Genomic DNA, 12528 nt, shown 5'->3' on the forward strand with positions numbered 1-12528 from the left:
AGCACGTTAAAAGCGCTTTCTCATTTATTTTGAGGAAGCGCTTTTTTATTACTCTGAAAAAGCCCTCGAAATTCCTTGAAAAATTGTCCAGAGACAAGCATTTTCCTACCTATTTAAAAATAGATTAAACTGAAAGGAGGGATCAGATAATGGTTTAATAAACTTTTTAGCAACTTAATAAAGTGGGTTAAGGAGGGAGAAGAATGGTCCAAGGAGGCATTTCCACCGGTCGGTCATCCCTGTTAAAAAGTGAGGACTGGTGGGCTGTATGGTTGGGAGGATTAGCGTTCCTTCTCGGCCTGGGTCAGCTTTTGGGATGGGATCTATTGGGTTGGGTCGTAAAATCCAATGTTTGGGTTAGCCTGACGAAAGCATTAGAGCCTCAGTCCAAAGCCTATGGGTTTATGCCCGGATGGGTTTCCTTAATAGTTACTTATTTGTTCTTCCTGGTTACCTCCAGTATTGGGGCAACCTTCATGGGCTGGAACTTAAAGAAGTTTATCGGAGGATTTACCGTTATCTTTGTTCTGGCCTACGGTTCCTGGCTTCTGGGAAGCTACGCTCATATTGCTGCAACCAAAAATACCCTGGGCAATTTAAACATTAACTGGTCCCTGGGCCTTACCCCGGAAGCAGGCTTTATTATCGCCCTGATCGTCGGCCTTCTGATTGGAAACTTTTGGACAGGTTTGGCAAGGTATCTTGAAGAAGCCGCAAAGCCTGAGTTGTATATCAAAACGGGAATTGTTATTCTGGGAGCCACACTGGGAATCAAGGCTCTCGGCTCTATGAATCTGGCCTCCACCGTCATTGTGCGGGGACTTTGTGCCATTGTGGAAGCATACCTTATTTACTGGCCTGTGGTCTATTTTGTTTCTCGAAAATGGTTCAAAATGACACCGGAATGGTCCGCCCCCCTTGCCTCCGGGATTTCTATCTGCGGCGTGGCTGCGGCTATTGCTACCGGTGGGGCAATCAGATCCCGACCCCAGATACCCATTATCCTTTCTTCGGTTATCATTGTTTTTGTAGCCGTGGAGTTGCTCTTTCTACCCTGGCTGGCGGAAAGTATTCTCTATAACCAGCCCATGGTTGCCGGAGCCTGGATGGGGCTGGCCGTCAAGAGCGATGGCGGTGCAGTGGCCAGCGGGGCGATAACCGAAGCATTGATCACAGCTAAGGCCCTGGCGGTCAATGGCGTTAAGTGGGAACCGGGCTGGATACTGACCGTCACAACAGTAACCAAAGTATTTATTGATATTTTTATCGGCATTTGGGCCTTCATCCTCGCCGTAGTCTGGTCTGTATTCCGCATTGATAAGAAGAGCAGCGGAGAAAAGGGTGGCAAGGTTTCCGCAGGTGAAATCTGGGAGCGCTTCCCGAAGTTTGTTATTGGCTACGCCTGCACATTTCTGATCCTGCTCTTAATCGGCCTGGCTGCTCCCCACCTGACCAAAGAGGCTACAAGTGCAGCTAACCAAGCCAATGGCCTGCGTGGGATTTACTTTACCCTAACCTTTTTCTCCATCGGCCTAATCACCAACGTGCGCAAACTATGGGCCGAAGGAATGGGCAAGATCGTCCTTGTCTATGCCGTCTGCCTGTTTGGCTTTATCCTTTGGGTAGGACTCTTAATCTCTTGGATTTTCTACAATGGAATCATGCCTCCGGTAATAACCGGTTAGGTTTTAGCCTAAGGAGGTGCGGATAATGGCAAACTCAAATGCAGGACAACAACCGGATGTAAAGGCCGAAATGCAAGCAGAAGAATGGTACGATTTGCTGCCTATTGAGAAAAAACTGATTGGTTTTTCCCTGGGTCTGGGGATTCTCCTGCTTGTTGTATTTATCGTAAGCTTTAAAATGATCTAAGAAGTTGTCGCTGCTTAACTGAATCATATTTTAGGATCAAACGAATTTCGTTTGATCCTTTCATTTTTGTAAATTCCTTCAGAAAAATATTTTATTCACGCAGAAAACAAGGAAAATATGAGCCTGGTGGCGAATAAAAAATTGGACTTACTAAATAGAATTTGAGAACATTTGAGGGGCAAGATGTTAATGAGAAGGAGAACTTCCTTATATAAAATTACCTTAGTCAGCCTAATGGGGATTTCCATCTTAATGGCTTCGACATTACCAGTTCGTGCAGATAACCTGCAGGAGCAGCTGATTCAATCCCAGAAACAGGCTAAGGATTTGAATGGGGCTTTAAGCGCCCAGAAAGAAAAAGTTGCCGGGGCAACAAAACAACTGGTTGCCTTTAAGCAATCTGTTGAGGTTTTAAACGCCAGTATAGCTCAGGAGCAAGCGAAGCTTACCGAAGAAGAGAACCATCTTAAGGAATTGGAAGCGGAACAAGCTAAGCTGGAACAGCAGCGTCAGGAACATATTGAAGCATTAGGCAATGTTTTGCGCAGTAATTACGAAGAGGGTGTAACCTCTTATCTTGAGGTGTTGTTTCAGGCGAAAAGCTTAGCGGATTTTATTGATCGTGCCGATAAAATTCAAATGATCATCAATGCCCACAGCAAATTGCAAGTAGATATCAATGATTTAAAAGAATCTATGAACCAACAAATGGCGCAAATCGACGAAAAAAAGAAAACCATTCAAGCTACGATACAGAGTAAATCGGAAACTCAAAAAGCTGCTCAGCAGGTACTTTCCAAGCAGCAAGAGGTACTGAATCAATTAAGCAAAGAAGAGAAAGCAGCTCTTAATGCTTCCCTGGCAGCACAGGCCAAAGTTGACCGCATCCAACAATTGATTGAACAGGAAAAACTCGAAGCGGAGTATGCGGCTAAACAAAAGCAGTCGTCAGGAAGCCCAGACAGCGGCGGAGTTGCCGGGACCGTAAAAGTGTCCGGCGGCGCCAAACAAGTACTGGATTACGCAGCTCAATTCTTGGGCACAAAATATGTTTGGGGCGGCACTACCCCTTCACCGGGATTTGATTGTTCCGGATTCGTACAATATGTTTTCCGTCATAATGGCATAACTTTAAGCAGGACCTCTGAAATGCAGTACACGAATGGAGTAGCTGTTAAACGATCGGATCTCAAACCCGGGGATTTAGTGTTTTTTGCCACATATTCATCCGGGGCTTCTCATGTGGGAATTTACGTAGGCAACAACATTATGATTAATTCTTCCTCCGGCGGCGTTTCCTACGATAATATAACAAACTCCTATTGGTCAAAGAGGTATTTGGGAGCTCGGCGAGTCATAGCTGAGTAAAAAGTGTCTATTGTATAGGCGGCAGACTATCCAGGCCGCCTTTTTTCAATGGTATTATTGATTAGTGGTTTGATTTTGTATGGTATTATTAGATTCGAAGATAATATTAAAATTAAAGACTTCGGATGGTTTGAAAAGGGGGACCGTTCTTTTTGAGAATACTTGCCATAAATCCTGGTTCAACGTCAACAAAAATAGCCATCTATGAAAATGATCGTTGTTTGTGGAAAGAAGGGATTGATCATCCCGCCCATGAACTTAAGAATTTTGCACGAATTGCTGATCAATATGAATACCGGATTAAACATATTTTAAAAACCTTATCAGACAATGATGCCCCTTTGGAATCCTTTGCCGGGATTGTAGGACGAGGGGGGATGCTCAATCCCCTGGCAGGAGGTACGTATAGTGTTGATGAGGACCTGGTCAATATCTTGCAGAATGCCCCTGGCGGAGAGCATGCTTCCAATTTAGGGGGAATTATTGCCTATCATCTCGGACGGAAAATCTCAGCTCCAGCCTATATTGTCGACCCCGTTTCCGTTGATGAAATGGAGCCTGTGGCCAGGCTGTCCGGTTTACCGGAGTTACCTCGCCTAAGCCAATCTCATGCTCTTAATATGAAGGCTGTCTCCCGCAAAGCGGCCCTTAAAATGGGAAAAACCTATCAAGAGATCAATCTCATTACGGTTCATTTGGGAGGAGGAATTTCCGTAGCTCCTCATCGCCAAGGGAAAATGATTGACGTCAATAACGCGAATAATGAAGGGCCCTTTTCTGTTGAGCGCAGTGGTACATTACCCAGCTATCAGCTTGTCAAGCTCTGCTATTCCGGTAAGTATTCAGAAAAGGAAATGCAAACCAAAATTCTTAAAGAAGGCGGTCTTTACGCTTACTTGGGGACCAAGGATGCCCGGGAAGCGGAAAGGCGCATGAATCAGGGGGATGCCCAGGCCAAGCTGGTTCTGGAAAGCTTGTGTTATCAAGTTGCTAAGGAAATCGGGGCGATGTCAGCCGTGTTGCTGGGCGAGGTTGATGCTATTGTTCTGACGGGAGGAATGGCTCATTCTCAGTTTATAAGCCAAGAGATAACCCGGCGGGTTTCTTTTATCTCACCAGTCATGTTATTTCCCGGTGAAGAAGAAATGGAGGCTTTAGCCCTGGGGGCTTTGAGAGTCCTTCGAGGCGAAGAGCAAGCCTTGAGCTATTAAAGAATATAAAGAATTATTGTAATAGAAACTTGGCAGCCATCATAGTTGCACAAAAAATTGGGGGGTATAGAATGCGCTTTAGCGGATTTGATGCTTTATTTGACAGGGCAAAAAGTTTAGGCAGAGCAAAGGTTGCCGTCGCGGCGGCAGCAGATAGAGAAGTCTTGGAAGCTATCAAATTAGCTGAAAGAGAAGGACTCATTACCCCAGTGCTCATCGGAGATGTTGAGGAGATCAGACGATTGGCCTCTGAAATTGATTTCAGCCTGGCTAAGGTTCCCTTGATTCAAGAGTTAAATCCATTGGCTGCTGCCCATAAAGCCGTTGATGCCATCTTAGATGGAGAAGCTCATTTTTTGATGAAGGGGCTGGTTAACAGTTCGGATTTTCTGCGTGCTGTCCTTCGCTCAGAACGGGGTTTGCGCACGGGACGACTGTTAAGTCATCTTGCGGCCTTTCAAGTTCCCGGTTTTTCCAGGTTGTTGTTTGTTACTGATGGAGGTATGAATATTGCTCCCACCTTAGCTCAAAAAAAAGAAATCCTGGAAAACAGCCTGCTCTACTTACAGGGGATTGGCATGAATCCGATTAAGGTGGTTACTCTGGCGGCTAACGAAGTGGCTGATCCTAAGATGCCGGCGACAATGGATGCCCAGGCCCTGGCTGAGATGAATAGGGCGGGAGAATTTCCGGGAGCCGTCGTGGAAGGTCCCTTAGCTCTTGATGGTGCCGTAAGCGCAGTAGCCTTGAAGCATAAAGGGATTGTCAGTGAAATCAATGGGGATGTGGACTTGTTTTTGACACCTACCATAGAGGTAGGGAATGTCTTAGGAAAATCCATGGTTTACTTTGCCGGTGCAACCATGGCCGGAATCATCCTGGGTGCTCAGGTTCCCATTGTGCTGACATCAAGAAGCGATACACCCAGGAATAAATTTATGGCCTTGGCTATGGCTGCTCTCAATCGGAGCCTATCCTAAAATTAGCAGTAATGCCATTTTGAGATGAGTGAAATGTCTTTACATTTTTCTGTTTTCTGAGTTAAAATGCTTACATGGGCAAAATTTAATTAAAATTTTGCTCATTTCCACTAAGGGGGGAGACAAGAGAAGGCATGAAAACATTAATGACAGGAAATGAGGCCATTGCCAGGGGTGTCTTCGAATATGGTGTCAGCGTTGCTGCAGCCTATCCCGGCACACCGAGCACAGAAATCCTCGAGAATATTGCAAAATATCCAGAAGTTTATTGCCAGTGGTCGCCTAATGAAAAAGTTGCCATGGAAGTAGGAATCGGTGCGGCTATTGCCGGTGCTCGCTCCATAGTAGCTATGAAAATGGTCGGGGTTAATGTAGCAGCGGATCCGCTTTTCACAGTGGCTTATACAGGAACCCGGGCAGGCTTGGTTTTAGTATCCGCCGACGACCCGGGAATGCATTCCTCACAAAACGAACAGGATAATCGCTTATATGCTGCCTTTGCTAAGATACCGCTGTTAGAGCCCTCGAATTCTCAAGAGGCGAAAGACATGGTTGGCTTAGCCATGACTATTTCCGAAACCTTTGATACTCCGGTTATGATTCGGATTACCACTCGTATAGCCCATTCCCAAAGCTTAGTTGAGTTAAAGGATCCCCAGGAACGTCAAGTTCAAACTTATTCCAGGGATCCCCGCAAGTATGTTATGCTTCCTGCTAATGGACGAGCCCGCCGCTTAGTGGTGGAAGAAAGAATGCAGAAACTGGCGGAGTATACGGAAACCGTACCCGTCAATTATATGGAACTGCAAGATCCTGGCATTGGCATTATCACGTCAGGTATTTCCTATCAGTATGTTAAAGAAGCCCTTCCGGCAGCTTCCGTACTCAAATTAGGATTGACCAATCCATTACCCGCCGGCTTAATCAAAGAGTTTGCGGCCAAAGTTGATCAACTCTATGTCGTCGAGGAATTAGAACCCTATATGGAAAACGAAGTCCGCCGTTTGGGTATTAAGGTGATGGGAAAAGAACTTTTCCCGCCTTATGGCGAACTATCCGTTAGGATGGTGAAGGAAAAGATCAGCGGTCAGCCGGGCAGCGAGGTTGCTCCAGCTTTCAGTTCTCCCATTCGCCCGCCGATTATGTGTCCTGGCTGCCCCCATCGGGGAATATTCTATACCTTAAAACAACTTAAACTGATTGTCTCCGGTGATATCGGCTGCTACACCTTGGGTGCCATGGCTCCTCTCGAAGCAATGGATACCACAATTTGCATGGGTGCTTCAATATCGGCAGGTTTAGGTATGATTAAGGCCCATCCGGAAATGGCAGAAAACATGGTTGCTGTGATCGGCGACTCTACATTCCTCCATTCAGGGGTTACAGGACTCATGGATGTGGTCTATAACAGCGGTAATCTGACAACGATCATTTTGGATAACTCCATCACAGCCATGACAGGGCACCAAGACAACCCTTCTACAGGGAAGAACCTCATGGGACAACCTGCTCCTCAAGTTGATTTTGTGGCCTTATGCAAAGCTTTAGGAATCAAGCGGGTAACAGAGGTTGATCCTTTTGACTTAGCAAAAGTAAAAGAAGTCATCAAAACTGAAGTGGCGGCTCCCGAGCCTTCTGTGATTATTGCAAAGCGCCCTTGTGCTCTTATTATCAAAACTACAGAAAAGCCGCTGCAAGTTCAGGACTGCACCGGCTGCAAAATGTGCCTGAAGCTAGGATGTCCGGCAATTTCTTTTGATGAAGAAAACAAAACTGCTCAAGTGGACCAAGCCCTATGTACAGGGTGTGGAGTATGTATCAACGTCTGTAAATTTAATGCCTTGCGAAAGCCTGGTGATCAAAATGTCTAAAATTATCAATGTTTTGCTGGTAGGAGTTGGCGGCCAGGGAACGATTTTGGCCTCCAAAATATTAACCCATGTGGCCTTGGCTCAGGGATACGAAGTTAAAATGTCGGAAATCCATGGTATGGCCCAACGGGGCGGATCAGTGGTAACTCAAGTACGGATAGGGGAAGACGTTTACTCACCGGTTATTGAAGCAGGTGAAGCGGACATAATCGTGGCTTTCGAACAGCTGGAAGCCTATCGCTGGGCGCACTTCCTGAAAAAAGACGGGGTCCTGATTGTCAATACTCAAAAAATAGTTCCCTTAACAGTACTCACAGGAGCTCAAACCTATCCCACCAGTATTCTCGAAGACCTGAAAGGGCGAGTTGAGCGTTATCTCGAACTTGATGGCTTAAAATTAGCCACTGAGGCAGGGAACGCCAAAGCTACGAATGTCGTTTTAATGGGAGTCCTTTCCAAGTATATGGATTTCCAGGAGGAATCCTGGCAGAATGCCCTGACAGAAAAAATTCCGGCCAAGCTGCTGGAATTAAACAAGAAAGCCTTTGCTTTGGGAGTTGCTGAAGCAAAATAGAACTATAAAAGAGGAAGCTGGAACACAAACTGATATGTTCCAGCTTTTTTCTATGTTACATGGATAATGAATAATACGGTTCCGGAGAGATAAGAACTATACCTCTTCTTTGTAAATTTTGTACTCATAAACAAACATACATGTCAATGCCAATAAACCACTGACGGTTAACCCAGTGACCATTGCACTAGGAGCATGAACACGCAGATAGACCGGACTTAAGGCTAATAAAGTGATTAAAATAAGATCAAAAATCAGGATGAGCATCTGAATGAGGAATGAACGATTTCGGACCAGTATATACCCCAGCACAGCATAAAAAGTAATGGCCGCTAAAAGGAAACCGGTCGTTGGAGCATAGAATGGAAGAAGGTTTTCAAAAATATGAATGGGTTCACCACGGAAGACCAAACGAAAAAGAAGGTCAACGAGAGTTCCTCCTGCCCATGCTAATACCAAAGGAATCGCGTGGGTCCAATGCATCCTTGTAAGGTGTAAAATCGGAACACTAACTAGAAAAACAATCAAGACAGCAAGATGAGTCCCCAAAGCATTCACAATTTGCATAAACTGGATGACTGTGTTTGGTGAATTTCCAACGAGCCAAGCCACTACGAGAGTATCAAATTCACCGACCTCATGAAAGACCAAATCTTGGATTAAACCCATAAGAATAATGAACAAGGCTAAAAAAGCTAGTCCACCTAACACGGCGATAAAACGGCGACGCCCGAGGGACTGGTAGCGCTTAGGGAGAAGTGAGATTTGTTGATATAACCATGGAACCAAACGGCTGTGATTTCGATACAAAAGATAAAATGCTACAGCAATAAATAGGGCAATAATCCCGACGATTAAAGCATAACGATGGACAAGCGGCAGGAGGCTTTCCCATTGACTGCCTAAAAGTCGTCCTATAATGATGAATGAGCTTGTCCACAACGTTGCCCCCAGATAAGCAAACATTGCAAAATTACGATAGCTTAAGCGACTTAAACCTGCAACATAACCCGATAAGTGACGAACACCAGGAACAAAGTAACCAATTGTTAAAAGCTTTCCGCCATGTCTATGGTACCAATTCAGTACCTTTTCCAAGCGGGCAGCCCCAGCATGTTTCTTTAGGTGAGTTAATACTTTCTGTTGGAAAAAGGTGCCCAAAAAATAAGCGACTGTTATTCCTGTTGCGCTTCCTGCAGCTGCCGAAAGGATGGCCAGCACTGGATTAAGCTTTCCTGAATAGGTCAGGAAGCCAACAAATATGAGCAGAGTTTCATCAGGTATTGGAATCCCCAGAATTGAAATGCCCAGTATAAAATAAAGTCCTGTATAGCCGTATTGAGTTATGTAATGTATAAGTAATGTTGAAGTCATAAATTGCTCCTTTTAAATAGATCATTTTAGTATTTTCTGTCGTCGGCTTTTTATAACTATCCAACCATAGGTTACCAGCAGACCCAACCCCGTAATCCCTGTGATAAGTAAAAATACAAAACCAATTAAAGGTAAATTAACTAAAGCCACAAAAAGTAAAGCTTGAATAAGCCACTTGGTCAACGCGGGATAATCCTGAACTTTTGGAGCTAACAGTTTTGTTCCCCAATAATCGATGATGGGTATAAGTCCTAAAATGGCAGCAACAAAACTTAGAAGGAACAGTACAACCGCTACAGGGATGCCTATTACGGTAAGTATCAGTAAAAATAAGAAACAGAGGATAATCAGAGCTAACCCTGCCCCTATCCCAAAAAGGCGTAACGATGAAACTGATAGAATGTTTTTCGCTTTTGAAATACGGTTGTTTAATAAATAACCCAAGACTGTTAAGAGAATAATGGCCATTAAACTGAGTATGAATCTAATTAACCACCCCCCCAACAAAAGAGCTATTCCTAGCAAAAGTTGATTCATAAACGATTGGTTAAAATTGAATTCAAAGACTCCTGTTTGCGGAGGCTGCACGGCCGAATTATAGATATGTCCTCCCAGAGCGATGACTAAATCGACATGAGCTGTGGATTCAAGATAAACATTGCCGTTGATGACAATAACTGCCTCTGTAACTGTTCCGGCGATCCTGGCATCGGTATCAGCTGTTATAACAGTTTCCGTGGAATGACCGGCAGGGATAACCAATGGGTTTCCTCCAATTTGGGTTTGTAATTCATTCGCGAAGGCATAAGAAGGAGAAAATATTAGAAGTGAGAGCAAAACCAATAACTCTAGACTTAATTTAAAGCTATTTCTCATGAAAGCACCTCATTAACGTGAAATCCCTTAAGCATAGCCCTTACTAATAAAATACCGCCTATGCTAAGCAAGATCGCGCTGCCCCCTATAACCCAACTGAAGGTTAGAGGGAAAAATCGCATCAATGCAGTCTCTAATTGACCTAGGAGTGAACCCACTGCATAAATTATTTGTAGGAATCGCCAAACTAACGAGGAAAAAAGCATAAATGGGCATAACAGGAGAACCAGGACAAAGGCAGTTAGTGCAAATTGCTGCTTTGCTTTTTTCTTTTCCATTTTAATGGATATAAGAATCCGTTCCTCTAGGTTCAATGGTGCTTGAATAGAAGCATAGGCTTGCACCAAACCAGAATTCAAACTCCTTAATTGATGAGCAACACTCTGGCAGTCCTCACAGGTTTGCAAATGGGCTTCCATCTGTTCCTGTAAGTCTCCCCCTAACTCTCCATCTATGAAAGCAGAGATATTTCCCAAACATTCTCGGCATTCCATATTAAATACTCCCTTCTGTACATGCTTGATCCGCTAATAAGCGAGCGAGTTGTGTTCTGGCCGTATGAATTCTCGATTTTACCGTTCCTACGGGTATTCCCAATATATCAGCGATTTCCTGATAACTGTACCCTTGCAATTCTCTAAGCACAATCGTTATGCGGTATTCGTGACTAAGCTGTTGCAGAGCTTCCTGAATCGATAAGTTCTCGTCCCAATCAGAACCTAGATCAGGTGCTATAGTTTCTAATTCGGAATCAGTCGTTGGGGTTGGGTGGCGTTTTTTTAAGCGGTCGAGGCAGGTATTCGTAATCATCTTTTTGAGCCAAGTGTGAAAGGCACGAGGATCGCTAAGTTGGTTAACTGAGCGATAAATTTTAAGAAAAACCTCTTGAGAAACATCTTCAGCTTCTCGCTCATCCTGGACTAAGGCGAATGCTGTGCGATAGACGTAAGGCGTATAACTTCTGACCAAACGTGTAAAAGAGGGTTCATCACCGGTTTGTATTTTAGATATTAAGTTAAAATCAAAATCGGTCACTGCATTGATCCATCCCCTCGCCCAGAACCTTCAGTTTACTTTTGCATTGTAAATCATTGCATAAAATTCCACCACTGAGCAAATAACAGTGTAAAATCAGCGTAAGCTGTTTCCAGTGTATCCCCAAAGTTCTTTCCAAAATAATAAACGTTAGGTTCATAAGATTGGCACCAATTCCTGATAAAAGAGCATAAAGGCGATAGGAAAGTTTACTGATGCCTGCAAAGTAAGCGGTAAAGTGACGAAATCCCGGGAAGAAATAGCCTAATACAATTATTTTAACACCAAAACGCTTGAACTACTCTTCTGCACGCTCTATCCTATGAATATTCAAGTGTTGGAATTGGCCAATACAGGTTAAAAGGGGAGGTCCAAGCATACCCAGAGACAGATAGAGACTTCAAGCCTCTTTGGTGTTTCCATAACCAATAGGCAATGCCGATAAGACCTGCATCAATGATAACAATATCAAAAACGATGGAACTTCTATAGTTAAAAGACGAGAAAAAAGATTTAAAAGTTCGTGAACTTTTAAATCTTTTTTCTCGTCTTTTTTAGTGTACGATAGTCGAACTAAACCATATCAATCAAATCACACACATGGGAGGAACTATAATTGAACACGTTTGACTTAGCAGGCTACCATTTTTTGAATCAGTGGGCGGGTCATTTCTATGCCCTAGACTTAATCATGGCCTTTTTTGCTCAGTATGCCCTGGAGCTTTATGCTATTATGTTTGTAGTCGCTTGGTTTATCTTGCCAAAACCCAACATTGAGCAACGACATGCCTTAGTGATTATGGGTTTCTCCGGTATTTTGGCACTGGTTATTAACGTTTTGATAACACATGTTTGGTTTAGGCCCAGACCCTTTGTAACACTTCCTAAAGGTGCATTTACTCAACTCATCCCCCATTCGGTTGATGCCTCTTTTCCCAGTGACCATACCGCAGGAAGTTTTGGGTTTGCCGCTGGATCATGGAGTAAAGCTCAACGTTGGGTAAGCCGCAGCTTTACAGTCCTCGCTATTTTAGTAGCAATAGCCCGGGTTTATGTAGGAATTCATTGGCCAACCGATGTATTGGCAGGGGTTGTTATTGGTCTTATCAGTGGAAAAGTGATGTGGAAATTTGAACACTTCTTTAAACCGTTAACTAATTTTGCATTACATCTCTTTAGATTCGGTTTAAAGGAACATCAAGCTAGAGGTTAAGAACAGATTTTACATCATTAACTCATTTTGGTAATATCATACGATAGAAACAAAAATAGGTGTCGATGACCTTGAAAAGGTCTCGACCCTATTTCTAAGAAATCTATTCGATGAACTCTTAATAATATATGTTAACAAATAGATTAGTTTAGAA

Annotated in this window: 12 protein-coding genes; 8 read left to right on the top strand and 4 right to left on the bottom strand. The window is 43.8% G+C overall.

Translation table 11 applies throughout. The features are described 5' to 3' along the window. Positions 1–203: 203 nt before the first annotated feature. The 7 genes from DESOR_RS07760 to DESOR_RS07785 all read left to right on the top strand — a co-directional run bounded on the left by DESOR_RS07760 (position 204) and on the right by DESOR_RS07785 (position 7876). Positions 204–1685, top strand: coding sequence for a putative sulfate exporter family transporter (locus DESOR_RS07760; protein WP_014184055.1), 1482 nt, complete (start codon positions 204–206; stop codon positions 1683–1685). 25 nt (positions 1686–1710) lie between these two features. Then, complete coding sequence (locus DESOR_RS29635; RefSeq protein ID WP_014184056.1) at positions 1711–1872, top strand: hypothetical protein; 162 nt, start codon at positions 1711–1713, stop codon at positions 1870–1872. Positions 1873–2061: 189 nt separating this feature from the next. Next, positions 2062–3240, top strand: coding sequence for a C40 family peptidase (locus DESOR_RS07765; protein ID WP_042332040.1), 1179 nt, complete (start codon positions 2062–2064; stop codon positions 3238–3240). Between the two features lie 152 nt (positions 3241–3392). Then, a complete protein-coding gene (buk, locus tag DESOR_RS07770) occupies positions 3393–4451 on the top strand; it encodes a butyrate kinase (protein ID WP_014184058.1) in 1059 nt (352 codons plus the stop codon). A 71-nt stretch (positions 4452–4522) separates the two neighbouring features. Next, a complete protein-coding gene (locus DESOR_RS07775; RefSeq protein ID WP_014184059.1) occupies positions 4523–5431 on the top strand; it encodes a bifunctional enoyl-CoA hydratase/phosphate acetyltransferase in 909 nt (302 codons plus the stop codon). 134 nt (positions 5432–5565) lie between these two features. Further along, the gene (iorA, locus tag DESOR_RS07780) at positions 5566–7302 is read left to right on the top strand and encodes an indolepyruvate ferredoxin oxidoreductase subunit alpha (RefSeq protein ID WP_014184060.1); all 1737 of its coding nucleotides are present in this window, start codon (positions 5566–5568) and stop codon (positions 7300–7302) included. Beyond that, a complete protein-coding gene (locus DESOR_RS07785; protein ID WP_042330943.1) occupies positions 7295–7876 on the top strand; it encodes an indolepyruvate oxidoreductase subunit beta in 582 nt (193 codons plus the stop codon). Before iorA ends, DESOR_RS07785 begins: the two co-directional genes overlap by 8 nt. Before the next feature lie 96 nt (positions 7877–7972). Here DESOR_RS07785 and DESOR_RS07790 read toward each other — a convergent pair whose 3' ends face one another. The 4 genes from DESOR_RS07790 to DESOR_RS07805 are packed head-to-tail and all read right to left on the bottom strand — an operon-like array spanning position 7973 to position 11161. Next, positions 7973–9250: a VTT domain-containing protein gene (locus tag DESOR_RS07790; RefSeq protein WP_014184062.1), complete on the bottom strand. Its 1278-nt coding sequence runs from the start codon at positions 9248–9250 to the stop codon at positions 7973–7975. A gap of 21 nt (positions 9251–9271) precedes the next feature. Beyond that, entirely contained in the window at positions 9272–10126 is an 855-nt protein-coding gene (locus tag DESOR_RS07795) for a hypothetical protein (RefSeq protein ID WP_014184063.1), read from the bottom strand. Beyond that, positions 10123–10620, bottom strand: a complete 498-nt coding sequence (locus tag DESOR_RS07800) for an anti-sigma factor family protein (RefSeq protein ID WP_014184064.1) — start codon at positions 10618–10620, stop codon at positions 10123–10125. Before DESOR_RS07800 ends, DESOR_RS07795 begins: the two co-directional genes overlap by 4 nt. Position 10621: 1 nt before the next feature. Next, positions 10622–11161 carry an RNA polymerase sigma factor gene (locus tag DESOR_RS07805; protein WP_014184065.1) on the bottom strand — a complete coding sequence of 180 codons (540 nt, stop codon included), beginning with the start codon at positions 11159–11161 and terminating at the stop codon, positions 10622–10624. 616 nt (positions 11162–11777) lie between these two features. On the opposite strand from DESOR_RS07805, the gene DESOR_RS07810 reads away from it, so the two are divergent. After that, complete coding sequence (locus DESOR_RS07810) at positions 11778–12374, top strand: phosphatase PAP2 family protein (RefSeq protein WP_014184066.1); 597 nt, start codon at positions 11778–11780, stop codon at positions 12372–12374. Positions 12375–12528 lie beyond the last annotated feature (154 nt).

The organism is Desulfosporosinus orientis DSM 765, from assembly GCF_000235605.1.
GTDB classification, from domain to species: Bacteria; Bacillota; Desulfitobacteriia; order Desulfitobacteriales; family Desulfitobacteriaceae; genus Desulfosporosinus; species Desulfosporosinus orientis.